General features: G+C 58.9%; 28 protein-coding genes. 17 read left to right on the top strand and 11 right to left on the bottom strand.

Features of this window, described 5'->3' with window-relative positions; all coding sequences use genetic code 11:
• Positions 1 to 11: 11 nt before the first annotated feature.
• From ACS4RR_RS02645 to hemE, 7 genes are all read right to left on the bottom strand, one after another.
• On the bottom strand, positions 12 to 806 hold the full coding sequence (locus tag ACS4RR_RS02645; RefSeq protein WP_017966014.1) for a ParA family protein: 795 nt from the start codon (positions 804 to 806) through the stop codon (positions 12 to 14).
• Positions 807 to 825: 19 nt separating this feature from the next.
• Positions 826 to 1,443: a 16S rRNA (guanine(527)-N(7))-methyltransferase RsmG gene (rsmG, locus tag ACS4RR_RS02640; protein ID WP_222384325.1), complete on the bottom strand. Its 618-nt coding sequence runs from the start codon at positions 1,441 to 1,443 to the stop codon at positions 826 to 828.
• A 25-nt stretch (positions 1,444 to 1,468) separates the two neighbouring features.
• Complete coding sequence (mnmG, locus tag ACS4RR_RS02635) at positions 1,469 to 3,346, bottom strand: tRNA uridine-5-carboxymethylaminomethyl(34) synthesis enzyme MnmG (RefSeq protein WP_456189681.1); 1,878 nt, start codon at positions 3,344 to 3,346, stop codon at positions 1,469 to 1,471.
• 70 nt (positions 3,347 to 3,416) lie between these two features.
• Entirely contained in the window at positions 3,417 to 4,736 is a 1,320-nt protein-coding gene (gene mnmE / locus ACS4RR_RS02630) for a tRNA uridine-5-carboxymethylaminomethyl(34) synthesis GTPase MnmE (RefSeq protein ID WP_456189680.1), read from the bottom strand.
• Positions 4,737 to 4,838: 102 nt separating this feature from the next.
• Positions 4,839 to 6,104: a transcription termination factor Rho gene (rho, locus tag ACS4RR_RS02625; protein ID WP_011654069.1), complete on the bottom strand. Its 1,266-nt coding sequence runs from the start codon at positions 6,102 to 6,104 to the stop codon at positions 4,839 to 4,841.
• A 197-nt stretch (positions 6,105 to 6,301) separates the two neighbouring features.
• Positions 6,302 to 6,838, bottom strand: coding sequence for a protoporphyrinogen oxidase HemJ (gene hemJ / locus ACS4RR_RS02620; RefSeq protein WP_222384322.1), 537 nt, complete (start codon positions 6,836 to 6,838; stop codon positions 6,302 to 6,304).
• A 2-nt stretch (positions 6,839 to 6,840) separates the two neighbouring features.
• On the bottom strand, positions 6,841 to 7,887 hold the full coding sequence (hemE, locus tag ACS4RR_RS02615; RefSeq protein WP_222384321.1) for a uroporphyrinogen decarboxylase: 1,047 nt from the start codon (positions 7,885 to 7,887) through the stop codon (positions 6,841 to 6,843).
• A 401-nt stretch (positions 7,888 to 8,288) separates the two neighbouring features.
• On the opposite strand from hemE, the gene ACS4RR_RS02610 reads away from it, so the two are divergent.
• The 5 genes from ACS4RR_RS02610 to dnaQ are packed head-to-tail and all read left to right on the top strand — an operon-like array spanning position 8,289 to position 11,919.
• Positions 8,289 to 9,110 (top strand): pyruvate, water dikinase regulatory protein, encoded by an 822-nt coding sequence (locus ACS4RR_RS02610; RefSeq protein ID WP_260297425.1) that lies wholly within the window; start codon positions 8,289 to 8,291, stop codon positions 9,108 to 9,110.
• Between the two features lie 33 nt (positions 9,111 to 9,143).
• Positions 9,144 to 9,743, top strand: a complete 600-nt coding sequence (locus ACS4RR_RS02605) for a Maf-like protein (RefSeq protein ID WP_260297426.1) — start codon at positions 9,144 to 9,146, stop codon at positions 9,741 to 9,743.
• Complete coding sequence (locus ACS4RR_RS02600) at positions 9,736 to 10,593, top strand: shikimate dehydrogenase (protein WP_260109738.1); 858 nt, start codon at positions 9,736 to 9,738, stop codon at positions 10,591 to 10,593. The genes ACS4RR_RS02605 and ACS4RR_RS02600 overlap by 8 nt, the downstream gene beginning before the upstream one ends.
• A complete protein-coding gene (gene coaE / locus ACS4RR_RS02595) occupies positions 10,593 to 11,204 on the top strand; it encodes a dephospho-CoA kinase (RefSeq protein ID WP_456189679.1) in 612 nt (203 codons plus the stop codon). Before ACS4RR_RS02600 ends, coaE begins: the two co-directional genes overlap by 1 nt.
• A complete protein-coding gene (dnaQ, locus tag ACS4RR_RS02590) occupies positions 11,197 to 11,919 on the top strand; it encodes a DNA polymerase III subunit epsilon (RefSeq protein ID WP_017966005.1) in 723 nt (240 codons plus the stop codon). The genes coaE and dnaQ overlap by 8 nt, the downstream gene beginning before the upstream one ends.
• 67 nt (positions 11,920 to 11,986) lie before the next feature.
• Here dnaQ and secB read toward each other — a convergent pair whose 3' ends face one another.
• Together secB and ACS4RR_RS02580 are read right to left on the bottom strand one after the other, a co-directional pair.
• Positions 11,987 to 12,469, bottom strand: a complete 483-nt coding sequence (secB, locus tag ACS4RR_RS02585; protein ID WP_003544086.1) for a protein-export chaperone SecB — start codon at positions 12,467 to 12,469, stop codon at positions 11,987 to 11,989.
• A gap of 101 nt (positions 12,470 to 12,570) precedes the next feature.
• Positions 12,571 to 13,077, bottom strand: a complete 507-nt coding sequence (locus ACS4RR_RS02580; RefSeq protein ID WP_032985381.1) for an FxsA family protein — start codon at positions 13,075 to 13,077, stop codon at positions 12,571 to 12,573.
• A gap of 131 nt (positions 13,078 to 13,208) precedes the next feature.
• On the opposite strand from ACS4RR_RS02580, the gene ACS4RR_RS02575 reads away from it, so the two are divergent.
• The 5 genes from ACS4RR_RS02575 (at position 13,209) to gyrB (ending at position 18,535) form a co-directional block, all read left to right on the top strand.
• A complete protein-coding gene (locus ACS4RR_RS02575) occupies positions 13,209 to 13,913 on the top strand; it encodes a Tim44/TimA family putative adaptor protein (protein WP_017966003.1) in 705 nt (234 codons plus the stop codon).
• Positions 13,906 to 15,024 carry a murein transglycosylase A gene (gene mltA, locus ACS4RR_RS02570; protein ID WP_260109740.1) on the top strand — a complete coding sequence of 373 codons (1,119 nt, stop codon included), beginning with the start codon at positions 13,906 to 13,908 and terminating at the stop codon, positions 15,022 to 15,024. The genes ACS4RR_RS02575 and mltA overlap by 8 nt, the downstream gene beginning before the upstream one ends.
• Positions 15,024 to 15,590, top strand: coding sequence for a Smr/MutS family protein (locus tag ACS4RR_RS02565; RefSeq protein ID WP_017966001.1), 567 nt, complete (start codon positions 15,024 to 15,026; stop codon positions 15,588 to 15,590). Before mltA ends, ACS4RR_RS02565 begins: the two co-directional genes overlap by 1 nt.
• Positions 15,587 to 15,964, top strand: a complete 378-nt coding sequence (locus ACS4RR_RS02560) for a helix-turn-helix domain-containing protein (RefSeq protein WP_017966000.1) — start codon at positions 15,587 to 15,589, stop codon at positions 15,962 to 15,964. Before ACS4RR_RS02565 ends, ACS4RR_RS02560 begins: the two co-directional genes overlap by 4 nt.
• Positions 15,965 to 16,099: 135 nt before the next feature.
• Positions 16,100 to 18,535: a DNA topoisomerase (ATP-hydrolyzing) subunit B gene (gene gyrB, locus ACS4RR_RS02555; RefSeq protein ID WP_026154339.1), complete on the top strand. Its 2,436-nt coding sequence runs from the start codon at positions 16,100 to 16,102 to the stop codon at positions 18,533 to 18,535.
• Between the two features lie 66 nt (positions 18,536 to 18,601).
• Here gyrB and ACS4RR_RS02550 read toward each other — a convergent pair whose 3' ends face one another.
• Together ACS4RR_RS02550 and ACS4RR_RS02545 are read right to left on the bottom strand one after the other, a co-directional pair.
• Positions 18,602 to 19,201: a nitroreductase family protein gene (locus tag ACS4RR_RS02550; protein WP_456189678.1), complete on the bottom strand. Its 600-nt coding sequence runs from the start codon at positions 19,199 to 19,201 to the stop codon at positions 18,602 to 18,604.
• Positions 19,202 to 19,244: 43 nt separating this feature from the next.
• Positions 19,245 to 19,529: a DUF2218 domain-containing protein gene (locus tag ACS4RR_RS02545; protein ID WP_026154338.1), complete on the bottom strand. Its 285-nt coding sequence runs from the start codon at positions 19,527 to 19,529 to the stop codon at positions 19,245 to 19,247.
• Positions 19,530 to 19,699: 170 nt separating this feature from the next.
• Here ACS4RR_RS02545 and ACS4RR_RS02540 point away from each other — a divergent pair, with 170 nt between their 5' ends.
• The 7 genes from ACS4RR_RS02540 to trpB all read left to right on the top strand — a co-directional run bounded on the left by ACS4RR_RS02540 (position 19,700) and on the right by trpB (position 26,642).
• Positions 19,700 to 20,659, top strand: a complete 960-nt coding sequence (locus ACS4RR_RS02540) for a glutathione S-transferase family protein (RefSeq protein ID WP_456189677.1) — start codon at positions 19,700 to 19,702, stop codon at positions 20,657 to 20,659.
• Positions 20,660 to 20,802: 143 nt separating this feature from the next.
• Complete coding sequence (locus ACS4RR_RS02535; protein ID WP_407767806.1) at positions 20,803 to 21,645, top strand: fumarylacetoacetate hydrolase family protein; 843 nt, start codon at positions 20,803 to 20,805, stop codon at positions 21,643 to 21,645.
• Between the two features lie 204 nt (positions 21,646 to 21,849).
• Positions 21,850 to 23,127, top strand: a complete 1,278-nt coding sequence (locus ACS4RR_RS02530; protein WP_456189676.1) for a polyhydroxyalkanoate depolymerase — start codon at positions 21,850 to 21,852, stop codon at positions 23,125 to 23,127.
• A 145-nt stretch (positions 23,128 to 23,272) separates the two neighbouring features.
• Positions 23,273 to 23,707 carry a DUF2852 domain-containing protein gene (locus ACS4RR_RS02525; protein ID WP_170258032.1) on the top strand — a complete coding sequence of 145 codons (435 nt, stop codon included), beginning with the start codon at positions 23,273 to 23,275 and terminating at the stop codon, positions 23,705 to 23,707.
• Positions 23,708 to 23,814: 107 nt separating this feature from the next.
• Positions 23,815 to 24,573 carry a M48 family metallopeptidase gene (locus tag ACS4RR_RS02520; protein WP_260297431.1) on the top strand — a complete coding sequence of 253 codons (759 nt, stop codon included), beginning with the start codon at positions 23,815 to 23,817 and terminating at the stop codon, positions 24,571 to 24,573.
• 177 nt (positions 24,574 to 24,750) lie between these two features.
• A complete protein-coding gene (locus tag ACS4RR_RS02515) occupies positions 24,751 to 25,419 on the top strand; it encodes a phosphoribosylanthranilate isomerase (RefSeq protein WP_017965991.1) in 669 nt (222 codons plus the stop codon).
• A 2-nt stretch (positions 25,420 to 25,421) separates the two neighbouring features.
• On the top strand, positions 25,422 to 26,642 hold the full coding sequence (trpB, locus tag ACS4RR_RS02510; RefSeq protein WP_407767239.1) for a tryptophan synthase subunit beta: 1,221 nt from the start codon (positions 25,422 to 25,424) through the stop codon (positions 26,640 to 26,642).

Raw genomic sequence — 26,642 nt, 5'->3', positions numbered from 1 at the left:
CTAAAATGATATCACGCGGCCAGTCTTTGCCGCTCCCGTTGGATGACCTCGGAGGCCAACTGCAGGTAGGCCTGGCTGCCCGCGCACTTCAAATCATAGAGAATAGCCGGCTTGCCGTACGACGGCGCCTCAGAAACCCGGACGTTGCGCGGAATTAACGTGTGGTAAACCTTTTCCCCGAGATGCGTGCGCACGTCATTGACCACCTGCTGGGCAAGATTGTTGCGCGCATCGAACATCGTCAAGACGATCCCTTGAATATCCAGACGCGGATTAACCGTTCGCCGAACCTGGCTGACGGTCTCAAGCAGCTGGCTCAATCCCTCCAGCGCAAAGAATTCACATTGCAATGGCACCAAAACCGAATGCGCCGCCGCCATGGCATTCATCGTCAGCAGATTGAACGACGGTGGGCAGTCCAGAAGAATATAGGAAAATGCCATGGCTTCCGGCGAAGACAAGGCTTTCCGCAATTTGAAGACCCGATCGCTTTGCTGCGAGATCTCCATCTCGATGCCAAGCAAATCCATCGTCGACGGGACGATAAAGAGATTCGGAACCGCTGTCTCGAGAGTCACTTCGGGGATGCCGCGATCTCCAACCATCAGATCGTAGGAAGAGAGTTTGCGATCACGACGATCGATACCAAGGCCAGTGCTGGCATTACCCTGCGGGTCGAGATCGACGATCAAGACGCGCTCGCCAATGGCAGCAAGCGCTGTTGCCAGATTGATTGCTGTGGTCGTCTTGCCAACGCCACCCTTCTGATTTGCGATGGTGATAATCCGATGTCGTTCGCCAGCCATTGCCGCAATATCCGATCTGTTAAACCAAGCGCCGGAGATTTGATACTTCTAAAATAACAGATTCCTGCCCGACGGCGCTCTTATGTTCTACCAGATCGAATTCCCACCGACCACGTGCTTTGTCGATTTCCTTCCGGTAATCCCGGCCTTTATGAAAAAAGCCACGACAATATTCCTTGCCAAGCATCCAAGGGGCCGAATATCCGATTAGCCCCTCAAGATCGGTAAGCGCACGCGCTGAAATCGCACCGCATTCGCCAACCACCGGATAAGCATCTTCGATTCGAATACTATGCACGCTGCCGCGCGCATTTGTCTCCCGCAGCGCCGTGCGCAGAAACGCTGCCTTCTTATGGCTGCTTTCGACCAGATGGACCCATCCACCTTGCAGCTCGGCCAGAAAAATTGCGGTAATAACGCCGGGAAAGCCACCTCCGCTACCGAGGTCAACCCAGGTAACAGGCTGCGGATGAATCTGAAAGATTTGGATGCTATCGGCGATGTGCCGGTGCCAAAGGTCATCGAGTGTCGACGGCGCCACCAGATTAATTGCTTTCGCCCACTTCTGAAACAGCGCGGCAAAGTGTTGCAGCCGTTCCTGTGTTTCACGTGAAACACGCAAACCGTTTAATTCCATTCCGAAAGACTCTCAAATCTTGTAATCAGGCGCTATGACGAGCGGGGGCGGGTAGGCGACGCAAGTGCACAAGCAGCAATGCGATTGCTGCGGGCGTCATCCCTTCAACAATTGCGGCCTGGGCGATGCTGAAAGGTCGAGCAGCGCTGAGTTTTGCCTTGAGCTCGTTCGAAAGACCGGAGAGTACGTCATAATTGAAATCTAGCGGTATCTGCCGGTCTTCGTCGCGTTGCTGATCAGCAATCGCCATGGCTTGTCGATCCAGATAAACCGAATACCCGGCCTCGATTTCCAACGCTTCCGCGACTTTCGGCCCGATCGCGTCAAGCGCCTCCGGCCAAACATGCCGGAGCGCGGCCAGATCGTAATTCGGATAGGACAACAAATCATAGGCAGTTCGGCGCTGCCCATCGAGATTAATATTCAAGCCGGCGCGGCGGGCCTCGTTCGGCGTAACCGTCAGCGACCGCAGCAGCGCTCGGCCACTTTCAATTTCGGCCTGATAGGACGTGAACCGCTGCACGCGCTCGCCGCGCACGCATCCAAGCCGCATGGCCAACGGCGTCAATCGCATGTCGGCATTGTCAGCCCGTAAAGTCAGCCGATATTCCGCCCGGGATGTAAACATTCGATACGGTTCCGTAACGCCACGTGAGGTGAGATCGTCAATCATGACACCGATGTAGGAGCTCGTTCGACTAAAATGGAACGGATCCGAATCGCTGCTTCGCAATGCAGCATTCAACCCGGCTGCCAGACCTTGGGCGGCTGCTTCTTCATATCCGGTGGTCCCATTGATCTGACCGGCGAGAAACAGGCCCCCCAACCGTTTGACCTCCAGCGATGGAGTCAGCTCTCTCGGATCGACATGATCATATTCGATCGCATAGCCCGGTTGCAGTATTCTGGCCGCTTCAAGCCCCGGAATGGTTTTGATGAAGTCTGACTGCACCTCCGCCGGTAGGGAGGTAGAAATCCCGTTCGGATAAACCGTGTCATCGTCCAGTCCCTCCGGTTCGAGAAAGACCTGATGTCCATCCCGCTCTCCGAATTTCACCAGCTTGTCTTCGATTGACGGGCAATAACGAGGCCCGACGCCTTCGATCTGCCCGGAATACATTGCCGAGCGCATAATGTTGTCGACAATGATGCGGTGGGTCGCTTCGGTCGTCCTGGTGACCCCGCATTCGATTTGTGGCGTGGTGATCGCGTCGGTCATGAAGGAGAACGGAACAAGCTCCGCGTCAGCCCCCTGTCGACCAATGGATTGCCAGTCGATCGTCTTTCCATCCAGCCGCGCTGGTGTTCCGGTCTTCAGACGTCCCAGCCGCAGTCCCAGGCGGGCGAGGGTCGCAGACAATCCGATTGACGGTGCTTCACCAACACGCCCGGCTGGTGTCTTTTCCGAACCGATATGAATAAGGCCCCGCAGAAAGGTTCCAGTGGTCAAAACCACCGACGGCGCTTTCAGGGTTCGACCATCCTTCATAATCACGCCGGCGACGCGCCCCTCAACAACGTCCAGATCAAACGCATCGCCTTCGATGATATCCAGGCCTGGCGTCGCTTCGATCGCCGCCAGCATTGCCAAGCGATAAAGCTTTCGATCAGCCTGCGTCCGCGGACCGCGGACCGCCGCACCCTTCTTCTTGTTCAGCATCCTGAACTGAATGCCCGCGACGTCGGCAATACGACCCATCAGGCCGTCCATCGCGTCGATCTCCCGAACCAGATGACCCTTGCCAAGCCCACCGATTGCTGGATTACACGACATGACGCCAATCGTGTCTCGTCTATGTGTAATCAGAGCGGTTTTCGCCCCGAGGCGCGCAGCTGCGCTGGCAGCCTCCGAGCCTGCATGGCCGCCACCTATCACAATCACATCGAAGGCATTATCCGTCATTCAAGACTCCACATCCGGCAGACGTTTCACGTGAAACCAGCGCAAGCTGGCGCCCAGGGTTTCACGTGAATCATTTGCCGATACAAAACTCCGAGAAGATCACCTCGAGTAGCTGTTCGACGTCCACTCTTCCAGTAATTCTGCCCAAATACTCAGCGGCAATTCGCAGCTGCTCGGTCCGCAGTTCGAGATTGACATCCGTCTGCGATATTGCCGCATCGAGCGCCGTTAAACATTTCGTCAGCGAATCTTTATGCCGTTGCCGACTGGGGATTGCCATAGACAGGCCGGCAAAACGTTTGTCGACAATATTGCCGATCAACCGGCGTAGTTCCGTCAGACCCTCACCCGTCGCCGTCGAAATCTGCAGATCATACCGATCCGCTGCGATATCGATGAGATCCTTCTTTGTCCCGACAGTAACATGTGGAGAGGCTTGCTCCAAGTCGTCAGGAATCTGGGGATCCGTCATATCAACCAGCATCAGGACGAGATCGGCATCGCCAAGCGCAATACGCGCGCGCCGCACGCCTTCCATTTCGACCCTGTCGTCCGCCTCACGAAGTCCCGCCGTGTCATAGAGCTTGATCAGAAAACCATCAATATCGAGATCAACCTGGAGGACATCGCGCGTGGTTCCGGCAATCTCCGTCACGATTGCCACATCACGACGAGCCAAAGCATTCAACAGGCTCGATTTTCCAGCGTTCGGAGCGCCGGCGATGACGACCTTGAAGCCGTCCCTGATAATCTCGCCGGCCGAAGCTGCCGCCAGGTGATGCTCCATATCAACGCGAAGCTTCCCCATATCGGCCCAGACGATATCCGACACCGACCCCGGAACGTCATCCTCGTCGGGGAAATCAAGTTCCGCCTCGATCAACGCTCGGGCGCGCGTTAATCGTTCCGCCCACGAACCGTAAAGTGTGGAAAGACCGCCTGCGCTGTGTTCGACCGCAAGGCGTCGCTGCATTTCAGTCTCGGCGCTGATGAGGTCGGCCAGTCCTTCGACCTCGACCAGATCAAGTTTGCCGTTTTCAAAGGCGCGGCGGGAGAACTCGCCCTCGACTGCCATTCGAACACCTGGAATATCGCCAAGTGCGTGAAACAGCGCCGCCAGCACCGCTCTGCTGCCGTGGATTTGCAGCTCGGCAACATCCTCGCCGGTAAACGAATTCGGCGCAGGAAAAAATAGCACCAGCCCGCTATCGATCGGCTGATCGTTACGAGCCCGAATCGTCCGGTAAGATGCCTTCCGGGCTGTCGGCACGGATCCGATGAGCCTCACCAATATATCTTTGATCAGGGGACCGCTGATCCGAATGACTGAAACCCCCGAAGGCAGGGCGCCGCTCGATAGCGCATATATGGTATCATTCAACATGGCCATATCGCTTGGTCCATTGGAATCGAAATCGATTCCTCTCAAATAGAAAAGCTGGCGACATCATCACAATGCCTCCAGCTCTTATAGGGTGAATCCGGCTAAGGATTAAGTGTTCATCGAGTCGAAGAAGTCGGAATTATTCTTCGTCTGCTTCAGCTTGTCGATAAGGAATTCGATCGCGTCGGTGGTGCCCATCGGAGCAAGGATGCGGCGGAGCACGAAGATCTTCTGCAGATCCTGGCGTGGAACGAGAAGATCCTCCTTGCGCGTGCCGGACTTCAGGATGTCCATCGCCGGGAAGATGCGCTTGTCGGCTACCTTGCGGTCGAGGACGATTTCCGAGTTGCCGGTACCCTTGAACTCTTCGAAGATCACTTCGTCCATGCGGCTGCCGGTATCGATCAGCGCAGTTGCAATGATCGTCAAGGAGCCGCCTTCCTCGATGTTACGCGCGGCGCCGAAGAAGCGCTTCGGCCGCTGCAGAGCGTTGGCGTCCACACCGCCGGTCAGGACCTTGCCTGACGAGGGAACGACCGTGTTATAGGCACGGCCCAGGCGCGTGATCGAATCGAGCAGGATGACAACGTCGCGTCCGTGTTCGACAAGGCGCTTGGCTTTCTCGATGACCATCTCGGCCACCTGCACGTGACGCACAGCCGGTTCGTCGAAGGTCGAGGAGATAACCTCGCCGCGAACCGAGCGCTGCATGTCGGTTACTTCTTCCGGGCGTTCATCGATCAGCAGGACGATCAGATAGCACTCCGGATGGTTGGCGGTGATCGAATGCGCGATATTCTGCAACAGCACGGTCTTGCCGGTGCGCGGCGGCGCGACGATCAATCCACGCTGGCCCTTGCCGAGCGGCGCCACGAGGTCGATCACACGCGGCGACAGATCCTTGGTGGTGGGAATATCCAGTTCCATCTTGAACCGCTCGTTCGGATAGAGCGGCGTCAGATTGTCGAAATGAACCTTGTGACGGATCTTTTCCGGATCGTCGAAATTGATGGTGTTGACTTTGAGCAGAGCGAAATAGCGCTCGCCTTCCTTCGGCCCGCGGATCGGACCCTCGACGGTATCGCCGGTTTTCAGCGAGAAACGGCGGATCTGCGACGGGGAGATATAAATATCGTCCGGGCCCGGCAGGTAGTTTGCATTGGCCGAACGCAGGAAGCCGAAACCGTCCTGCAGCACTTCGACGACGCCTTCGCCGATGATTTCGACATCCTGGCTGGCAAGCATCTTGAGGATCGCAAACATCAGCTCCTGCTTGCGCATCGTGCTTGCATTCTCGACCTCGAGCGATTCGGCAAATGCCAGCAGATCCGTCGGGGATTTACTCTTAAGTTCCTGAAGCTTCATTTCAGCCATGAAGTGACCAATACTCTTTTCAATTTCAAAGGGGAAAGGCGATGTTGGGTCGTATTCGGTACCGCGAAAGGGCTCGCAGACGACTGAACTCTACACACATGCCACGTAGATGAGATGCGCGGAAAATAGCGACTCGCAATCGCTGCCGCAAGAGGGCTGGTTAAAATGAAGCAAATTTAACCTGAGGACGATTTTCCTCAGAACGGCTTCACCACGACGAGGATGACGATCAGGATCATCAGCACCGTCGGCGCCTCGTTCATGAACCGCCAATAACGCGCCGAGCGGCGATTTTCATCCCGCTCGAACGCTCCGACGGCGCGGCTGAAGAACATATGAACACCGGTCAGCAGCACGACGAGACCGATCTTGGCATGCAGCCAGCCGCCCTGGAATCCATAGACCGACCAGGCGAGATAGAGGCCGAAAATCCACGTCAACATCATTGCCGGCGTCATGATGATTCGAAGTAGCCGACGCTCCATCACCTTGAAGGTTTCCGATTGCACCGAGCCGGCCTCCGCATCGGTGTGATAGATGAACAGCCGCGGCATATAGAACAGTCCGGCCATCCAGGAAATGACCGCGATGATGTGCAGCGCCTTGATCCAGAGGTAGAGATTATCGGGGTTCAACGCAAAAAGCCCGACCGCCATCAACGCGAAGAAGGCCAGCGCAAAATGAGCCCGGCGCCTGGCGTAAACGCCAGACCTCCGATCGGTCTGCTTTTCCATCGTCACGCCCCGCCTCGCACGCGCCCGCCTCGCACGTGATCGACCAGCAGACGTACATGCTCGGGATCAGCCTGCGGCGTAATGCCGTGACCGAGATTGAAGATCAGCGGTCCATTGCCGAGATGCTGCAGAATATCGTCGATGCCCTCTTCCAGCGCCCGGCCGCCGGCAACGACGCGCATCGGATCGAGATTGCCCTGAACCGGTCCGTCTTTCTGAAGTTCGGCGGCAAACGCCAGCGGGACCGACCAGTCGAGGCCGATCGCATCAGCACCCGTCTTCTGGCGATAAGTCTTGAGCTGGTAGCCGGCGCCCTTGGCAAAAGCGATGATGCGAGCATGCGGCCGGCGCGACTTGACCGAAGCAATCATCCGCGCAACCGGCCTGATCGCAAACGCCTCGAACTCCTTTTCGCCGAGAACGCCAGCCCAGGAATCGAAAATCTGCACGGCATCGGCGCCGGCATCGATCTGGGCGACGAGATAATCGGCCGATACGTCGGCAAGCAGCATCAGCAGATGCTCGAACGCGCGGGGGTGCCCGTAGGCGAAGAGGCGCGCAGGGGCCTGATCCGGCGTGCCGTGCCCGGCAATCATGTAGGTCGCAACCGTCCAGGGCGCGCCGCAGAAGCCGAGCAGCGTCGTCTCGACTGGCAACTCCTCCCGCAGCCGCCGCACCGTCTCCAGAACCGGTCTGAGATAATCGACAACCTCTTCGCCATTCAATCTGCCGATCCCGGCTTCATCGATCGGATCCATCTCCGGGCCATGGCCCTCGGTGAACCGGACATTCCGTTTCATTGCATCGGGAATGACCAGGATATCGGAAAACAGTATGGCCGCATCGAAGCCATAGCGGCGGATCGGCTGCAATGTCACTTCGACGGCGTGCTCAGGCGTGTAGCAGAGATCCAGAAAACTCCCTGCCTTAGCCCGTGTCTCCCGATATTCCGGGAGATAACGTCCTGCCTGTCTCATCAGCCAGAGAGGAGGAGGGGAGAGGCTCTCGCCACTCAAAACCCTCATGATCTTTCGGCGCGTATCGCTCAAGCGCTTCTTCCCTATAAAAAATCAAAGATATTTTAAAAGGTTTCTATTTCTTAGAGTCGGTGACTATCAAGGATTAAAATCCATCCACTGCCGTCGCCATTTGTCGCGCGCCGGCAAAACAACATCCGAAAGATTTGTCCATCTCGTCCGAATCTCGGGGAGAAGCCAAATCTGAAAATGATTCCAAATCCTTCCGGATCGGCGATTTTTCTTATAGCTGTGGATAGGCTGTGGACCGGCTTTCGAGAAATAGATCTCTTCCCCATCATCCACAGGGCCAATCATAACCGACCCACAAAATCCGAAATGTGGATAAGGAGACATGTTTTCCCTTGCCGGAGACTGCCTCGCCGCCGTAGCTCTGTTTCATCCAGTCTTTTCAACAGGCAGCGGAAAATAGCGTGGAGAACAGAACGAACTTCTTCCATCTGCATCTGATTTCTGACTCAACGGGAGAGACTCTGATCTCGGCCGGGCGCGCCGCGTCGGCGCAATTCAGATCAGCGCAGCCGATCGAACATGTCTATCCGTTGATCCGCAATCGCAAGCAGCTGCTGCCGGTTCTGCAGGCGATCGATGACGCCCCCGGCATCGTGCTCTACACCATTGTCGACCGGGAGCTTGCAAGCCTGATCGATGAGCGTTGCATCGAGATGGGCGTCGCCTCGGTGAATGTGCTGGAGCCGGTGATGAATGCCTTCCAGATCTATCTCGGCGCTCCGTCGCGCCGCCGGGTCGGGGCCCAGCATGTGATGAATGCCGGCTACTTCGCGCGCATCGAAGCGCTGAATTTCACCATGGATCACGACGACGGCCAGATGCCCGACGATTACAACGACGCCGATGTCGTGATCATCGGCATCAGCCGCACGTCGAAAACACCGACCAGCATCTACCTCGCCAACCGAGGCATCAAGACGGCGAACATTCCGATCGTCTATGGTGTGCCATTGCCGGAGAGCCTCTTCGTCGCGAGCAAACCGCTGATCGTCTGTCTGATCGCCACCTCCGACCGTATTTCCCAGGTGCGGGAAAATCGTGTGCTCGGCGTGACGCAGGGCTTCGATCGCGAACATTATACCGACCGTGCCGCGATTTCGGAGGAGTTGAAATATGCCCGCTCGCTTTGCGCCCGCCATAACTGGCCGCTGATCGACGTCACCCGCCGCTCAATCGAGGAAACGGCCGCGGCAATCGTTGCCCTGCGGCCGAAGCTGCGCTAAGCGCTGACGGAAAGCCGGCACTCCGAGGAACCCATGACGCCGAAACTCATCCTTGCATCGTCGAGTCCCTTTCGCCGGATGCTGATGGAAAATGCCGGTCTGGCCTTCGAGGCACATGCCGCAAGGATCGATGAACGGGCCGTCGAAGCGCCGCTGGAAAAAGCCGGCGCTAAGCCTGACGCCGTGGCCCTCGTCCTGGCCAGGGCCAAGGCCGAGGAAGTCAGCAGTCGTTTTCCGGATACCCTGGTCATCGGTTCGGATCAAACGATGTCGCTCGGCGACAGCGTCTTCCATAAGCCGAAGGACTTGGCCGACGCGGCCAGTCATCTTCAAGCCCTTTCGGGCGTAAGCCACCGGTTGAACAGTGCCGTCGCCATCGTCAGCAATAGCGTGGTCTTATGGGAACATCTCGCCCATGCCGAGCTGACGATGCGGCCGCTGACGGCGGAATTCATCGCCAGACATCTGGCCCGGGTTGGCGAACGGGCGCTTTCCAGCGTCGGCGCCTATCAATTGGAGGGGGAGGGCATCCAGCTTTTCGAAGAGATCCGGGGTGATTATTTCACCATTCTCGGCCTGCCGATGCTGCCGCTCCTAAAAAAACTGCGAGAACTGGGAGCGATCGATGGGTGATTCACGTGAAACATTCGGGCCGAAAGCATTTGTCACGGGCTTTCCCATCAAGCATTCGCGCTCGCCATTGATCCACGGATATTGGCTGAAGACGCTCGGCCTGCCAGGCAGTTATCGCGCTCATGAAGTGGCACCCGAGGCCTTTCCCGATTTCATTCACTCGTTGAAGGATGGCAGTTCCGGCTTTACCGGAGGTAACGTCACCATTCCCCACAAGGAATTGGCGTTCCGGCTCGCCGACAAGCCGGATGCGCTATCGCGAGAACTCGGTGCCTCGAATACGCTCTGGCTGGAGGATGGCGCCCTGCATGCGACGAATACCGACGGTCGCGGCTTCATCGCCAATCTCGACGAACGCCATCCGGGCTGGGACCGCCATGACACGGCTGTCGTCTTCGGTGCCGGCGGCGCCAGCCGGGCGATCATCCAGGCGGTCCGTGATCGCGGTTTTAAGGAGATCCAGGTCGTCAATCGCACCGTCGAACGCGCGCACGAACTCGCGGATCGTTTTGGCCCGCGTGTTCGGGCCCATCCGGCCGGTGCGCTTGCCGAAGTGATGAAAGGCGCCGGCCTCTTCATCAATACCACCTCGCTCGGCATGGACGGCGAGGCGGCGCCGCAACTCGATTTCTCGCCTCTTGCAGCCGATGCCGTCGTCACCGATATCGTTTATGTGCCGTTGAAGACGCCGATCCTGGCACAGGCGGAAGAGCAAGGATTTCCAATCGTCGATGGTCTCGGCATGCTCTTGCACCAGGCCGTGCCCGGATTCGAGAAATGGTTCGGCCAGCGTCCCATCGTCGACGCGGCGCTACGCGCGCTCATCATCGCGGATATGGAAGCGCACTGATGCTGAAGATTGGTCTCACCGGCTCCATCGGAATGGGAAAATCGACGGCGGCAAAGCTCTTTGCCGATGCAGGAATCCCGGCGAATGATTCGGATGCCGTGGTCCATGATCTCTATGCCGGCGAGGCTGCACCCCTGGTGAATGCTGCCTTCCCCGGCACGATGAAGGATGGAGCAGTCGACCGGCATGAACTCGGCCGCCAGCTCGCTCTTGATCCTGCTGGCTTCAAACGCCTGGAAGCGATCGTCCACCCGCTGGTTCGCAAACGCGAGACGGAATTTCTGGAGCGGCAACGCGCCGCCGGCGCCGACATGGTATTGCTCGATATTCCATTACTTTTCGAAACCGGCGCCGAGGCAAGAGTAGATGTAATCGTCGTCGTCAGCACTGATCCACAGATTCAGCGCCAAAGGGTGCTTGCGCGCGAAGACATGACCGAGGAAAAATTCGAGATGATTCTCTCCCGCCAGACGCCGGACGCCGAAAAACGGCGGCGGTCCGATTATCTGGTCGATACCAGTCACAGTATCGCGACGACGAGGGAACGAGTGCTTGAAATCGTCGCCGACCTGAAAACGCGGATTGCCAAGGGAGATTTCCGGAATGCGTGAGATCATCTTCGATACGGAAACAACCGGCCTCGACAACCGCGCCGACCGCATCATCGAAATCGGCGGCATCGAACTCTTCAATCATTTCCCCACAGGCAATACGATCCATATCTTCATCAATCCTGGAGATCAGAAAGTTCATCCGGATGCGCTCGCCGTGCACGGCATCACCGATGAATTCCTGAAGGACAAGCAGCCTTTCGCCGACGTGGCCGAACAAATCCTCACCTTCTTCGGCGATGCGAAGTGGATCGCCCACAACGCCACCTTCGATATGGGCTTCATCAACGCGGAACTCGCGCGGATCGGTTTGCCGCCGATCCTGCCGGAACGGGTGCTCGATACCCTGTCGATGGCGCGGCGCAAACATCCGATGGGGCCAAATTCGCTGGATGCGCTTTGCCGGCGCTACGGCATCGATAATTCGCACCGCACCAAACACGGCGCGCTGCTCGACTCCGAACTGCTTGCCGAAGTTTATATCGAGATGATCGGCGGCAGACAGGCAGCCCTCGGCCTCGGCATGGTCGGCAAATCCAACCGGGCAGATCGCGGTGACATGGCGATGGAAGACGATGTGGTAATTGCCGCCGTGCTTGAGCGGCCCCGGCCGCTCGCCCCGCGCCTCAGCCAAACCGAGGAGCAGGCGCATGAGGCGCTCGTCGCCAAGCTCGGTGAAAAAAGCATCTGGGCGAAATACGCCAACCTCGATTAAGCCGGCCCTCAATTGAAAATGCCCGGGACCAGCCCGGGCATCCGCATTTCAGCCAGGAAGGATCCGGTCAGTTCGGAACGGCCTGAACCTTGGCGCGGGCCTGTTCTTCGGCAACGCGCTGAGCGAACATCTGTGTGAAGTCGATCGGGTCGATCATCAGCGGCGGGAAACCGCCGTTGCGGGTGACGTCGGCGATGATCTGACGAGCGAAGGGGAAGAGCATCCGCGGGCACTCGATGAAGAGAACCGGCAGCATGTGTTCCTGCGGGAAACCGGCAACGCGGAAAACGCCGCCATAGGTGAGTTCGGCATGGAAAACCGTCTTGTCGCCGTCCTTGGCTTCGGCATTCAGCGACAGCACGACATCGAAATCCGTATCGGAAAGCGGGTTGGCGTTGACGTTCACATTGATGTTGATCGTCGGCGCCTTGTCGCGGGCCTGCAGCGAACGCGGCGCACCCGGATTTTCGAAGGACAGATCCTTGGTATATTGCGCAAGGATCGAAAGGGTGGGGTTGGCCGCACCGTTGCTGTTGTTATCGTCTGCCATTGGCTTTTCCTCGAGGGGCATGGGAATGGTGCCGCCATCTAACATTTCAGGGAAGGGCTTACAACCCTGGGCGATTGGCGCGGTTGATCAGCCGCAGTGCCTCAGTCGCCGATATGCTTGCCGGACCACGGCGAGTTGCGATCCGGCTCCCTATGATAGTCCTCCTCGTCGAGATCGACCACCTTCGAGTTCGGCTTGCGGTCGCGGAAATCGGGCTGCGGGCCAGAGGAAGAGCCGCCCTTGGCATTAACGACGACGAAGCGTTTGGCGATCGCCCGCCAGACGAGATCGCGCACCGGCGGAATGAGAATGAGGATCGCGATGATATCTGTGAGGAAGCCGGGAATGATCAGGAGCAGCGAGGCAATGACGTTCATCGCCGGCCGCAGCAGGTCGCGGCCCGGCATCACCCCATTTCGTCCTTCGCTCGACATTTGGCGCAAAATGCCAATGCCCTGCCGGCGCAGCAGAACCACGCCGAGAGCGAAACCCAGCATGACGAGCGCGAGCGTCAGCCACAATCCGATCGCCCGGCCGACGACGACGAAACCGGCAATTTCGGCGAGCGGCAACAGCAGAATGAAAGCTGGCAGGATCGAAAAACGCATGTCGGTCATGTCCCGGGCTCACCGGTCTCCTCTTGGCGCCGGCGAAGATGCCAGCCATCATTTGAATCATCTGTATAGGCAGACTATATGGGAGTACAAATCAGAGATGTTAACGGCGGCTGCGATACGATATGAGTTCGAACGACTTCATCACATTGTTTTTCCTGGTGGCGGCTGTGCTGATTTTCTTTCAGCTCCGCTCCGTGCTCGGACGCCGCACAGGAAATGAGAAGCCGCCGCGCGATCTCTATACGCCGCGGGATGCGGCTCCGGCCGAAGCCGCCGATGCCGGCAAGGTCGTGACGCTGCCGCGTCGCGATGCGACGACGGAGGATGAGGATCGCTTCGCTGCCATCGATGCTATCGCCGCACCCGGAACGCCGCTTAACGAATCGCTACGCGCGCTGAACAAGGCTGATCCCGCCTTCAGCCCGAAGGAGTTTCTGAACGGCGCCCGCATGGCTTACGAGATGATCGTCATGGCCTATGCCGATGGCGACCGGAAAACGCTGAAGAACTTGCTGTCGCGCGAAGTCTATGACGGCTTCGATGCGGCGATTGGCGAGCGCGATGCCCGGGGCGAGAAGGTGAAGTCCACCTTCGTCGGCATCGATAAGGCCGAAATCACCCATGCGGAGACGAAGGGCAGCGAAGCGCAGATCACCGTGCGCATCGTCAGCCAGCTGATATCGGCCACCTACGACAAGACGGATGTGCTGATTGAAGGCGACGCCGAAAACGTCGCCGAGGTCAACGACCTCTGGACTTTTGCCCGCGACACCCGCTCGCGCGATCCGAACTGGAAACTCGTGGCGACCGAATCGGAACATGAGTGACCACGCATTGGACTTCGTCCTGCAGGCCATAAGCTTCGACACTCTGGAAGGCTGGAAGGATGACGATCCCTCCGGCCTTTTTGAAGTCATGCGAAGCTGCCGACGGCAGATCACCGATGTCAAACCATACCGCACCGGATCGCTGGGCCTGAGTTCGGAAGACCTGCTTCCGCTTCTCGCTGCCGCCGAAGATTTCACGCCGTCATCTCCGGCGTCGGCGCGAAGTTTTTTCGAGACGCATTGTCGGCCCTTTCTGATCCGCCGCAAGGACGGCAATTCCGGCTTCGTCACCGCTTTCTACGAACCCGATATCGACGTGTCGGAGCGGCCGGACGAAATTTTCCGTTTTCCTTTCTATCGGCGTCCGGACGATCTGATCGATCTCGACGATGCCAATCGCCCCGCCGAGCTCGACAAGGCCTACGCTTTCGGCCGTCTGCATGAGGGCCACGTCACTGCTTATCCGGACCGCCGCGCCATCGATCAGGGGTTTCTCGAAGGCCGTGGCCTCGAAATCGCCTGGGCGAAGTCGAAGGTCGATGTCTTCTTCGTGCATGTGCAAGGTGCCGCCCGCTTGCGTTATGAGGATGGTCGTATCGGCCGCATCACCTATGCGGCGAAAGCCGGCCATCCCTTCTCGGCGATCGGCAAGCTGCTGATCGAGCGCGGCGAGATCGATCGGGCGGAGATTTCGATGCAGGCGATCCGTGCCTGGCTGGCGCGCAATCCCGAGCGCGTCGACGAAGTGTTATGGCATAACCACTCTTATGTTTTCTTCCGTGATGCGCCGGTGGCCGATCCGCAGGCAGGTCCGATCGCGGCCGCCAAGGTGCCGCTTCTCGCCGGGCGCGCGCTTGCTGTCGACCGAATGATCCATACCTTCGGCTTTCCCTTTTTCATTCGCGCCGAAAGCCTCACCCATCTCGACCAAGGCCGGCCGTTCCGCCGGCTGATGCTGGCGCTCGATACCGGCTCGGCGATCGTCGGGCCGGCGCGGGGTGATATCTTCACCGGCTCGGGGGACATGGCCGGGGAACGTGCCGGCACCGTCCGCAACGACGCCGATTTCGCCATTCTCATTCCCAATGCCGCCGCCGGAAGATTCGACTGATGGCCAGGGATCGCAAGCTGAGCGCGGATGAGAGGATCCTCTGGGGAAAGGTCGCCCGCAGCACGCGGCCGATGCCCGGCAAGGCGGGGGCGTTGACCGAACTCGATGCCTTTCTTGCCGAAGCCGAAGCGGCGGCCGAACGGGAACAAGAAAAGCAGACGCCCGCCACGCCAACGCCGCTGCAGCCGCCAGCACCGTCGACGGCCAAGCCATCGGCCCGGGTACATCATCCGCTGGAAAAACCGGTCAAGCGTAAAATCGCCAAGGGCCGGCTGGCGCTCGAAGCGCGGATCGACCTGCACGGGCTGGTGCAGAGCGAGGCCCATGCCATCCTTCTCGATTTCCTGATCCGCGCCCATGAGCGCGGCATGCGACATGTGCTGGTCATTACGGGCAAGGGCAGCTCAATGGGCAGCGAGGGCGCGCTGAAGCGGGCTGTGCCTCTCTGGTTCTCGAAGCCGGAATTCCGCTACCTGATCTCCTCCTATGAGCCGGCCGCACAGCATCATGGCGGTGAGGGCGCGCTCTACATTCGCCTGTCGCGGCGGCATGGGGAAAGGCCATGACACCCTTCGGAGAGGCGGTTCGCAGGCTGAGAGCGCGCAAGGGCGTCTCGCAGAAGGAAATGGCGGAAGCCCTGAATGTCTCTCCTGCCTATCTCTCGGCGCTCGAACATGGAAAGCGTGGGCTGCCGACATTCGATCTGCTGCAGCGCATCGCCGGTTATTTCAACATCATCTGGGATGAGGCTGAGGAACTGTTCCTGCTCGCCCGTTCTTCGGACCCGCGCGTCGTGATCGACACCTCCGGCCTGCCCCCCGAATATACCGAATTTGCCAACCGGCTGGCGCGCCGAATCCGCAGCCTTGACAGCGCCGAGATAGGCCGGCTATCGGCTCTTCTCGAAAATAGCGGCAAAGGCGACGGAAAAGCGTCATAATCCCCTGTTTTATGCCTTGTTTTGGGGGGTTGCCATTGGGAAGTGGGTTCAAAAAACCTATATACGAGAGTGAAGAAAGCCGGTGATTCGCAAAGCGCGCCGCAGCTTTACGACAACAGGGAAAATCTCGACAGAATGAGCGATACATCCGCGACGGAAAACGGCGTAAGCACCGAATATGGCGCAGATTCCATCAAGGTTCTGAAGGGCCTCGATGCCGTGCGCAAACGCCCCGGCATGTATATCGGCGATACCGACGACGGCTCCGGCCTTCATCATATGGTTTATGAAGTCGTCGACAACGCGATCGACGAAGCGCTTGCCGGTCATGCCGACATCGTCACCGTCACCCTCAATCCGGATGGCTCGGTGACCGTCACCGACAATGGACGCGGCATCCCGACGGACATTCACACCGGCGAAGGCGTGTCGGCGGCCGAAGTCATCATGACGCAGCTTCATGCCGGCGGTAAGTTCGATCAGAATTCTTATAAGGTTTCGGGCGGCCTGCACGGCGTCGGCGTCTCCGTCGTCAACGCGCTGTCCGTCTGGCTGAAGCTGAAGATCCGTCGTCACGACAAGATCCATGAAATGAGCTTCACCCATGGCGTGGCCGACGCTCCGCTGAAGGTTACGGGCGACGCGCCGAATGAGACCGGCACGGAAGTGAGCTTCATGCCGAGCACCGACACCTTCACCATGACCGAGTTCGACTACGGCACGCTGGAGCATCGCCTTCGCGAGCTCGCCTTCCTGAATTCAGGCGTCCGCATCCTGCTGACCGACAAGCGCCACTCCGATATCAAGCAGGAAGAACTGCGTTATGACGGTGGCCTCGAGGCTTTCGTCGCTTATCTGGACCGCGCCAAGAAGTCGCTCGTCGACAAGCCGGTTGCCATCCACGGCGAAAAGGACGGCATCACCGTCGAAGTCGCGATGTGGTGGAACGACAGCTATCATGAGAACGTGCTCTGCTTCACCAACAACATCCCCCAGCGCGACGGCGGCACGCATATGGCCGGCTTCCGCGCGGCGCTGACGCGCCAGGTCGTTTCCTATGCCGACAGCTCCGGCATCACCAAAAGGGAAAAGGTAACGCTGCAGGGCGAAGATTGCCGCGAAGGCCTGACGGCGGTTCTGTCGGTCAAGGTACCGGATCCGAAATTCTCCTCGCAGACCAAGGATAAGCTCGTTTCCTCGGAAGTCCGTCCTGTTGTCGAAAGTCTCGTCAACGAGGCGCTGAACACCTGGTTCGAAGAACATCCGAGCGAAGCCAAAATCCTCGTCGGCAAGGTCGTCGAGGCCGCCGCAGCACGTGAAGCGGCCCGCAAGGCCCGCGAGTTGACCCGTCGCAAAGGCGCACTCGATATCGCTTCGCTGCCGGGCAAGCTCGCCGACTGCTCCGAGCGTGATCCGACAAAATCCGAAGTCTTCCTCGTCGAGGGCGATTCTGCCGGCGGCTCGGCCAAGCAGGGCCGCTCGCGCGAGAACCAGGCGATCCTGCCGCTGCGCGGCAAGATCCTGAACGTCGAACGCGCCCGTTTCGACAAGATGCTGTCGAGCCAGGAAATCGGCACATTGATCACCGCGCTCGGCACCGGCATCGGCAAGGACGAGTTCAATGTCGAAAAGCTGCGCTACCACAAGATCATTATCATGACGGACGCCGATGTCGACGGCGCCCATATTCGCACCCTGCTGCTCACCTTCTTCTTCCGCCAGATGCCGCAACTGATTGAGCGCGGTCATCTCTATATCGCCCAGCCGCCGCTCTATAAGGTCTCGCGCGGCAAGTCGGTGCAGTATCTGAAGGATGAGAAGGCGCTCGAAGAATATCTTATCAGCCAAGGCCTGGAAGATGCGTCGCTGAGGCTCGGTAGCGGTGAAGTTCGCGCCGGCCAGGATCTGCGCGAGGTCATCCTCGATGCTTTGCGCATGCGCGCGCTGCTCGACAATCTCCATTCGCGCTATAATCGTTCCGCCGTCGAACAAGCGGCGATTGCCGGCGCCCTCAACGCCGAGCTCGCCAGCGATCCGGGGAGAGCGCTGGCGCTGGCAAACGAAGTCGCAGGGCGCCTCGACATCATCGCCGAGGAAACAGAGCGCGGCTGGCAGGGCGATGTGACGACCGATGGCGGTCTGCGCCTGGAGCGCATGGTCCGCGGCGTCAGGGAGATCGTCGTGCTCGACATGGCGCTGATCGGTTCCTCGGATGCCCGCCACATCGACCAGTTGACGGCGCGCCTCAAGGAGATCTATCAGACGCCGCCGTCGCTGCATCGCCGGGAAGGCGACGTCGAAATCTCTGGCCCCCGCGCCCTGCTCGACGCGATCTTCGCAAGCGGCCGCAAGGGCCTCACCATGCAGCGCTACAAGGGCCTTGGCGAGATGAATGCAGAGCAGCTCTGGGAAACGACGCTCGATCCGAACGTGCGCTCGCTGCTGCAGGTCAGGGTCAACGACGCCACCGACGCCGATGGCCTCTTCGCCCGCCTGATGGGGGACGAAGTCGAGCCGCGGCGCGAATTCATCCAGGACAATGCCCTAAGCGTCGCAAACCTCGATATCTAACTGATTTGTCGAAAGTAAAGCCCCGCCGTCCGTGGACGACGGGGCTTTCGTTCGCCTGGTTACGGCTCAGTTCGCAACGAAGCGCCCGTTGAAGGCAACCTCGGAGAGCGGCTTGCGCCGGCTGGGGAATTCGCGGGCCTGATTGCGTTCGGAAAGGACGCTCTTGTCGGCCAGACGACCGACCGCAACGCCAGCTTCGACGCGGTAACCCTCCGGAATATCGAAAGCCTGCCTGATCTCCCCATGCTTGATGCCGCCCATGCCATGGGCATAAAAACCGGAAAGGCGCGCCTGCAGCGCCAAGTACCCCCAGGCCGCACCGGCATCGAAGGAATGGGTGTAGCTCGGCTTTTCCTCAGCTGAGCCGGCGGCCCCGGTGAAGGCGCGCGACACGACGAAGATCAGCGCCGATGCGTTTTTTGCCCATTCCTGATTGGCGTCGACGAGCAACGCGACGAATTTCTCCCAATGCTCCGAGCCCTTGAGGGCATAGACAAAGCGCCAGGGCTGCTGGTTGGAAGAGGACGGCGCCCAATGGGCGGCGTCGAGCAGACTGAGCAGCTGCGCTTCCTCGATGATTTCGCCGGTGAAGGCGCGCGGCGACCAGCGATCGAGAAACATCGGATCGATCGGATAGTCGGATTCGCGGTTATTGCTCTTCGTCATGCTTGTTCCAGGGTTCGGGGCAAAGTTTGGATTGGCGATGGGCTTAGTCCGTCCAGACGATGTCGAGTTCTTCGCGGAAGGCGAAGCGCTTCAGATGATCGTCGATGACATCCTGCATCCTTTCCCGTTGCGAGGGATCGGCGACGGAAAGTGTCATGGTCAGCGCCGCATCGTCGGCTGCAAATGTGACCTCGGCGGCATCGCTGAACGGCACCCGGCCCTGCAGAGGATCGAATTCGACGCTGAACTTGTGGCTCCAGTGTTTGCAAAGCTGCTGCAGGTAGCGGCTTGCATGTTCGGTCCGCACGACGGCCTTCGAGAGATGCATTTCGAACTCCACGTCATTTCGTATAGCAGAGACATATTTCCTGCTTCGCCGGCTTGGCAAGCGCAGCATCGTCGCAGTTGGGGTGTACAGACTGTCTTCAAAAACGCGGCCTCACGCCGGCGTCGAAGCAGGGTAATGAGCCATTTAGTCGATCGATCGGAGAGTTGCGCATGCTGGTGAACGGAAAGTGGACGGAAGACTGGCAGCCCGTTCAGGCAAAGGACGAAAAGGGCGGCTTCGTCCGCCAGACGTCGAGTTTCCGCAATTGGGTGACCCCGGATGGCAGCGCCGGGCCGACCGGCGAAGCCGGCTTTGCAGCCAAGGCCGGCCGTTACCATCTCTATGTCGCCTATATCTGCCCCTGGGCCTCGCGCACACTGATCGGCCGCAAGCTCAAGGGCGTGGAAGACGTCATCTCCGTCTCGGTCGTCGAACCGCTGCTGAGCAAGCAGGGCTGGCGCTTTGGTGATTATCCCGGCGCGACGGAGGATCACGTCAACGGCGTAACCTATATGCATGAAATCTATACCAGGGCAGCACCCGATTTCACCGGCCGAGCCACCGTGCCGGTTCTCTGGGACAAGCAGAGAAAGACCATCGTCAACAATGAATCGGCCGATATTCTGCGTATGCTGAACAGCGGCTTCGGCGGTCTGGCAAAAAATCCGATCGATCTTTACCCGGCGGAGAGGCGCGCCGAGATCGATGCTTTCAACGATCGCATCTATCCTGATCTCAACAACGGCGTCTATCGTGCCGGTTTCGCCACTACGCAGATCGCCTACGAAGAAGCCTTTGCCGATGTGTTTTCCTGCCTCGACTGGGTTGAACAGCAGTTCGAGGGTCGGTCTTTTCTTTTCGCCGACCATCCCACCGAGAGCGATATCCGGCTTTTTGTAACGCTGGTCCGCTTCGACGTCGCCTATCACGGCATCTTCAAATGCAATCTGCGCCGGCTTTCCGATTATGCCAATCTGCGCGCCTTCTGCCGTCGCATGCTGGATTGGCCGGGCATCGGTGAAACGGTGAACCTCAATCACATCAAGCGCGGCTACTATTCGATCGAAAGCCTCAACCCGACGAAGATCATTCCTGTCGGCCCTCATCTGGCGGAAATTTTTAGAGTGTAATGCCGACAGGTACGGGCGATTTTCGGCAGAAAATCATCCGAATCGCCGAAAAGCCGTACCGCTTCGCGGTAAAGCCGTAATGACACCGATGAATAATTCGTTCATAGGTGGCTGCAAATCCGTTTTCGATGAGGAGGAATTCCATGAAGCTGATGCGTGTTGGCGAAGCGGGCAGTGAAAAACCCGCACTTCTCGATGCCGATGGCAAGATCCGTGATCTCTCCGGTCATGTCGCCGATATCGGCGGTGAAGCGATCACACCGGCAGGCCTTGCAAAGATAGCGGCGATCGATCCGAAGAGCCTTCCGGAAATCGCACCCGGCCGCATTGGTGCCTGCGTCGCGGGCACTGGCAAATTCATCTGCATCGGCTTGAATTATTCAGATCATGCTGCCGAAACCGGCGCGACCGTGCCGCCCGAGCCGATCATCTTCATGAAAGCAACATCCGCAATCGTCGGGCCGAACGACAATGTCGTCATTCCCCGCGGTTCGGAAAAGACCGATTGGGAAGTCGAACTCGGCGTCGTCATCGGCAAAACTGCCAAATATGTGACGGAAGCCGAAGCGCTGGATTATGTCGCCGGTTATTGCGTCTCCAACGACGTTTCCGAGCGCGCCTTCCAGACCGAGCGGTCCGGTCAATGGACCAAGGGCAAATCCTGCGACACCTTTGGCCCGATCGGCCCCTGGCTCGTAACCAAGGATGAAATTCCCGAACCGCAGAACCTCGGCATGTGGCTGACGGTCAACGGCCAGAAGATGCAGAACGGCTCATCGAAGACGATGGTTTACGGGGTTGCCTTCCTCGTCTCCTACCTCAGCCGGTTCATGTCGCTGCATCCCGGCGACGTGATCTCGACCGGTACGCCTCCGGGCGTCGGCATGGGCCTCAAGCCGCCGCGCTATCTCAAGAACGGCGACGTGGTCGAACTCGAAATCGAAGGTCTCGGCACGCAGAAACAGACTTTTGTAGCGGATCGTTAACGACGCTTCCTGTTGAGAAACTTAAGTTTTCAGGTCGATTGTGATGCCGGAGATCAATTCTCCGGCATTTCTTGTGTATGTCTGGTTCGCCAATGTTGCTGTGCAACAAAAACCTGTTAGGCTGCGCGACGTGCCCGCGTTACGAAAAGGTCCGATGCCTCTCAATCGGTGTCATCTTTTCGATAGAGAAAGGTGGCGCCTTCCATGTTTTATCAGTTTTATGAATTGAACCATGCCGCCATGGCGCCGTTTCGCGCCGCGGCCGATATCATGCGATTTGCCTATGCCAATCCGCTGAACCCCTTCTCCCACACGCCATTCGGCCGGACGATGGCGGCAAGCCTCGAAATGTTCGAACGCACGACGCGCCGCTACGGCAAACCGGAATTCGGTCTGAAGCAGACGACGATCGGTGAAAAGACGGTTTCCGTCCGCGAAGAAGTCGTCTGGTCGCGACCCTTCTGCAATCTCCTGCATTTCGCCCGCAGTGTTCCAGCTGCCCGCGGCAATGATCCGCGCATTCTGATCGTCGCGCCGATGTCCGGCCACTATGCCACGCTGCTGCGCGGCACGGTCGAGGCGCTGCTGCCGAGCGCCGATATCTACATCACCGACTGGATCGACGCCCGCATGGTGCCGATGACGGAAGGCACGTTCGATTTCGATGATTACGTCGACTACGTCATCGAGATGCTGCATTTCCTCGGTCACGACACGCATGTCATCGCCGTCTGTCAGCCTTCCGTTCCGGTGCTGGCAGCTGCTGCGGTGATGGAGGAAGCCAGAGATCCGCTTTCGCCGGCGTCGATGACGCTGATGGGCGGACCGATCGACACGCGCATCAACCCGACAGCGGTCAACAAGCTCGCCCAGGAGCGGTCGCTGCAGTGGTTCTCCGACAACGTCATCATGAACGTGCCCTGGCCGCAGCCGGGCTTCATGCGCCCGGTCTATCCAGGGTTTCTGCAGCTTTCGGGCTTCATGTCGATGAACCTTGATCGCCACCTCGTCGCGCACAAGGAATTCTTCATGCATCTCGTGAAGAACGACGGCGAGCCGGAAAGACATCGCGATTTCTACGACGAATATCTCGCCGTCATGGATCTGACCGCCGAATTCTATCTGCAGACGGTGGAGGAGGTCTTCATCAAGCATTCGCTGCCGAAGGGCGAACTGATGCATCGCGGCAAACGCGTCGATCCGGCGGCAATTCGCAATGTGGCGCTGCTGACCGTCGAAGGTGAGAATGACGATATCTCGGGGGTCGGTCAGACAATGGCGGCGCAGACCATCTGCGTGAACATTCCCGAAGACATGCGCATGCATTATCTTCAGCCGGATGTCGGCCATTATGGTGTTTTCAACGGCTCGCGTTTCCGCCGCGAGATCGCGCCGCGCATCATCGATTTCGTCCGCCAGCATTCCCGTTCTGCCGTCAAGCCTCCGGTGCCGCGTGTCATCAAGGGCGGCCGGGCAGGCTGAATCAGGGATAGCTGAATTAGCAAAACGGATTCAAGGCCTTGTCCGATTTCGCGGGCAATCGTCTTGAAGGCGGTTATTGCGGTAACCACATCGATTTCAGCGTTCGGTATCCTGCCGGGCGCGGAAAGCGAGGGATACCCGCACGATGAACCAGTCAGCATTGCTTCGACCGGATTGGACTCCGGCTACCATTGCCCTGATGATTCTCGGCTTCATGGTTTTCTGGCCTCTGGGTCTTGCCATGCTTGCCTACATCATCTTCGGCGACCGTCTGCGCGGCTTCAAGCGTGACGTCAACCAGGCGACCGATGGCTTCTTTGCCTCCTGCCGCCGCCCGCATGGCCGTCACCGCTCGCATTTTTCGACCGGCAACGTCGCCTTTGACGACTGGCGCAAGGCCGAACTTGACCGGATCGAGGAAGAGCGCCGCAAGCTTGACGAAATGCGCGAGGAATTCGACTCCTATCTGCGCGAACTCCGCCGCGCCAAGGATCAGGAAGAGTTCGACCGCTTCATGCGCGACCGCAGGAACGCCAAGCGCGATGACAACGGCCCGGTCGCTGAATATCAGACGCCGTAAACGCCTGAGCGATGAATCGATGACCGGCATCTCCCGATGCCGGTTTTTCCATGACTGCCCTTTCGGCGATCATTTAGATTTGCCGGCGAATCGTATAGAAAACACACATGTTCTCGCTTCTGAAAACAAGGTCGAAGGCGCGAAAGCCGGATCCGCCCGAAATGCGGACGCTCGACGTCGCCGGCCGGCTTATGCCGCTGACGATCAAGCAGCATGACCGGGCGACACGCATCACGCTGCGCATCGAACCGGGTGGCCGCGCCTTGAAGATGACGGTGCCGAAAGGCCTTGCGGCGCGTGAGGTCAATGCCTTCCTCGATCGTCATCAGGGGTGGCTGCTCACCAAGCTTGCCAGGTTTTCGACCGATGCCGTCCTGCGTGACGGCGGCGAAATCCTCCTTCGCGGCGTTTCCCATCGCATCCAGCATAGCGGCAGCTTGCGCGGGCTGACGGAGGCGGTTTCCATGGACGGCAGGCCGGTGCTGCGCGTCAGTGGCATGCCGGAACATGTCGGACGGCGCATTGCGGCCTTTCTCAAGAAAGAGGCGCGTGCCGACCTCGCAAGATTGGCGACGACGCATGCCGCAACGATCCGGGCGCCGATCCGCTCGATCTCGATGAAGGATACCCGCAGCCGCTGGGGCTCGTGTTCGTCGGAAGGAAATCTGAGCTTTTCCTGGCGTATCGTCATGGCGCCGCCTTCGGTGATCGATTATCTCGCTGCCCATGAGGTCGCCCACCTCAAGGAAATGAACCACGGTCCGCGCTTCTGGGCGCTCTGTGGCAAACTTTGCCCGGGCATGGACGAGGCGAAATCCTGGCTCAAGCGGCATGGCAGCCAGTTGCATGCCATTGATTTCGACTAGCGCATAACCCCGAAAATCGGAATCGATCTTTCGGAAAGGATTATGCGCAGATTTAAAGTGCCAGAGCGTCCTTAGCGCGTCTTGGACGCGCGGCGCTCCAGCCGAGAGCCGCGCTAAATTCAATGTTCCGTCGCAAATTGGCTCGACTCTTTCCGCATTTCGTGTCACTTCGCTGCCATGAGACCGGATATCAAGATCTGTGGCTTGAAGACGCCTGAGGCTGTTGATCGCGCGCTGAAGCGCGGCGCGACCCATATCGGTTTTATCTTTTTCGAAAAGAGCCCACGCTACATCGAGCCGGACCTGGCGGCAAAACTCGCCGAACCGGCGCGTGGCAAGGCCAAAATCGTCGCCGTCGTCGTCGATCCGACCAATGACGAACTCGATGAGATCGTATCGTTGTTGAAGCCGGATATGCTCCAGCTTCACGGCAATGAGAGCCCCGAACATGTGCTGACGATAAAGGCGCTCTATGGTCTGCCCGTGATGAAGGCCTTTTCGGTACGCACGGCAGACGACCTGAAGCGCGTCGAGGCCTATATCGGCATCGCCGACCGTTTCCTCTTCGACGCCAAAGCGCCGAAGGGTTCGGAACTGCCTGGCGGCAACGGTATTTCCTTTGATTGGAGCCTTCTCGGCTGGCTTGACGGCAGCGTCGACTACATGCTTTCCGGCGGACTGAACAAGGACAATGTCGCGGAAGCGCTTTTCATCACCAAGGCACCGGGTATCGACGTCTCCTCGGGAGTCGAAACTGCGCCTGGCGTGAAGAGCGTCGCGAAGATCGATGAATTTTTTGACGCGGTCGAAAAGGCGAATGCGCCTGTCATGGCCTCAGGGAGTTGAGAGTGAACGAGACGCCTAAACCCAATTCCTTCCGTTCCGGCCCCGATGAAGATGGCCGTTTCGGCATTTATGGCGGTCGTTTCGTTGCCGAAACGCTGATGCCGCTGATCCTCGACCTGCAGGACGAATGGAACAGGGCAAAGATCGATCCGGAATTCCAGGCCGAATTGAAGCATCTCGGCACGCATTATATCGGCCGCCCGAGCCCGCTCTATTTCGCCGAGCGGCTGACGGCCGAACTCGGTGGCGCCAAGATCTATTTCAAGCGCGAAGAGCTGAACCACACCGGCTCGCACAAGATCAACAACTGCATCGGCCAGATCCTGCTTGCCAAGCGCATGGGCAAGACCCGCATCATCGCCGAAACCGGTGCCGGCCAGCACGGCGTCGCCTCCGCGACCGTGGCCGCCCGCTTTGGCCTTCCCTGCGTCGTCTATATGGGCGCCACCGACGTCGAGCGTCAGGCGCCGAACGTTTTCCGCATGAAGCTGCTCGGCGCGGAAGTCAAACCGGTCACGGCAGGCAGCGGCACGCTGAAGGACGCCATGAACGAGGCGCTTCGCGACTGGGTCACCAATGTCGAGGATACCTATTACCTGATCGGAACGGCAGCCGGGCCGCATCCCTATCCGGAGATTGTCCGCGATTTCCAGTCGGTGATCGGCATCGAAGCGAAGGAGCAGATGCTGGCGGCCGAAGGCCGTCTTCCGGATCTCGTCATCGCTGCCGTTGGCGGCGGCTCGAACGCCATCGGCATTTTCCATCCTTTCCTGGATGATCCCTCTGTCAAGATGGTCGGCGTCGAAGCCGGCGGCAAGGGTCTACAGGGCGACGAACATTGCGCCTCGATCACCGCCGGTTCGCCGGGCGTGTTGCACGGCAACCGCACCTACCTGCTGCAGGACGGCGACGGTCAGATCAAGGAAGGCCATTCGATTTCGGCCGGTCTTGATTATCCCGGCATCGGCCCCGAACATTCCTGGCTGAACGATACCGGCCGCGTCGACTATGTGCCGATCATGGATCACGAAGCGCTCGAGGCTTTCCAGATGCTGACCCGCCTCGAAGGCATCATCCCGGCGCTCGAGCCATCGCATGCGATTGCCGAGGTGATCAAACGCGCACCGACGATGGGCAAGGACGAGATCATCCTGATGAACCTCTCCGGCCGCGGCGACAAGGATATCTTCACCGTCGGCAAGATTCTGGGAATGGGACTGTAA

It is taken from the genome of Rhizobium zaerense (assembly GCF_051810725.1).
In the GTDB taxonomy this organism is placed as follows: Bacteria; Pseudomonadota; Alphaproteobacteria; order Rhizobiales; family Rhizobiaceae; genus Rhizobium; species Rhizobium leguminosarum_I.
The sequence above is the reverse complement of the archived record's forward strand: the minus strand, read 5'-3'. Positions and strand labels throughout refer to the sequence as shown.

Excerpts from the sequence above, each read along its gene's own strand:
- ACS4RR_RS02645 (WP_017966014.1), bottom strand. The coding sequence starts at position 806 with ATGGCTGGCGAACGACATCGGATTATCACCATCGCAAATCAGAAGGGT.
- rsmG (WP_222384325.1), bottom strand. The coding sequence starts at position 1,443 with ATGGAATTAAACGGTTTGCGTGTTTCACGTGAAACACAGGAACGGCTG.
- mnmG (WP_456189681.1), bottom strand. The coding sequence starts at position 3,346 with ATGACGGATAATGCCTTCGATGTGATTGTGATAGGTGGCGGCCATGCA.
- mnmE (WP_456189680.1), bottom strand. The coding sequence starts at position 4,736 with ATGGCCATGTTGAATGATACCATATATGCGCTATCGAGCGGCGCCCTG.
- rho (WP_011654069.1), bottom strand. The coding sequence starts at position 6,104 with ATGGCTGAAATGAAGCTTCAGGAACTTAAGAGTAAATCCCCGACGGAT.
- hemJ (WP_222384322.1), bottom strand. The coding sequence starts at position 6,838 with ATGGAAAAGCAGACCGATCGGAGGTCTGGCGTTTACGCCAGGCGCCGG.
- ACS4RR_RS02605 (WP_260297426.1), top strand. The coding sequence starts at position 9,144 with ATGACGCCGAAACTCATCCTTGCATCGTCGAGTCCCTTTCGCCGGATG.
- ACS4RR_RS02600 (WP_260109738.1), top strand. The coding sequence starts at position 9,736 with ATGGGTGATTCACGTGAAACATTCGGGCCGAAAGCATTTGTCACGGGC.
- coaE (WP_456189679.1), top strand. The coding sequence starts at position 10,593 with ATGCTGAAGATTGGTCTCACCGGCTCCATCGGAATGGGAAAATCGACG.
- dnaQ (WP_017966005.1), top strand. The coding sequence starts at position 11,197 with ATGCGTGAGATCATCTTCGATACGGAAACAACCGGCCTCGACAACCGC.
- secB (WP_003544086.1), bottom strand. The coding sequence starts at position 12,469 with ATGGCAGACGATAACAACAGCAACGGTGCGGCCAACCCCACCCTTTCG.
- ACS4RR_RS02580 (WP_032985381.1), bottom strand. The coding sequence starts at position 13,077 with ATGCGTTTTTCGATCCTGCCAGCTTTCATTCTGCTGTTGCCGCTCGCC.
- ACS4RR_RS02575 (WP_017966003.1), top strand. The coding sequence starts at position 13,209 with ATGAGTTCGAACGACTTCATCACATTGTTTTTCCTGGTGGCGGCTGTG.
- mltA (WP_260109740.1), top strand. The coding sequence starts at position 13,906 with ATGAGTGACCACGCATTGGACTTCGTCCTGCAGGCCATAAGCTTCGAC.
- ACS4RR_RS02565 (WP_017966001.1), top strand. The coding sequence starts at position 15,024 with ATGGCCAGGGATCGCAAGCTGAGCGCGGATGAGAGGATCCTCTGGGGA.
- ACS4RR_RS02560 (WP_017966000.1), top strand. The coding sequence starts at position 15,587 with ATGACACCCTTCGGAGAGGCGGTTCGCAGGCTGAGAGCGCGCAAGGGC.
- gyrB (WP_026154339.1), top strand. The coding sequence starts at position 16,100 with ATGAGCGATACATCCGCGACGGAAAACGGCGTAAGCACCGAATATGGC.
- ACS4RR_RS02550 (WP_456189678.1), bottom strand. The coding sequence starts at position 19,201 with ATGACGAAGAGCAATAACCGCGAATCCGACTATCCGATCGATCCGATG.
- ACS4RR_RS02545 (WP_026154338.1), bottom strand. The coding sequence starts at position 19,529 with ATGCATCTCTCGAAGGCCGTCGTGCGGACCGAACATGCAAGCCGCTAC.
- ACS4RR_RS02540 (WP_456189677.1), top strand. The coding sequence starts at position 19,700 with ATGCTGGTGAACGGAAAGTGGACGGAAGACTGGCAGCCCGTTCAGGCA.
- ACS4RR_RS02535 (WP_407767806.1), top strand. The coding sequence starts at position 20,803 with ATGAAGCTGATGCGTGTTGGCGAAGCGGGCAGTGAAAAACCCGCACTT.
- ACS4RR_RS02530 (WP_456189676.1), top strand. The coding sequence starts at position 21,850 with ATGTTTTATCAGTTTTATGAATTGAACCATGCCGCCATGGCGCCGTTT.
- ACS4RR_RS02525 (WP_170258032.1), top strand. The coding sequence starts at position 23,273 with ATGAACCAGTCAGCATTGCTTCGACCGGATTGGACTCCGGCTACCATT.
- ACS4RR_RS02520 (WP_260297431.1), top strand. The coding sequence starts at position 23,815 with ATGTTCTCGCTTCTGAAAACAAGGTCGAAGGCGCGAAAGCCGGATCCG.
- ACS4RR_RS02515 (WP_017965991.1), top strand. The coding sequence starts at position 24,751 with ATGAGACCGGATATCAAGATCTGTGGCTTGAAGACGCCTGAGGCTGTT.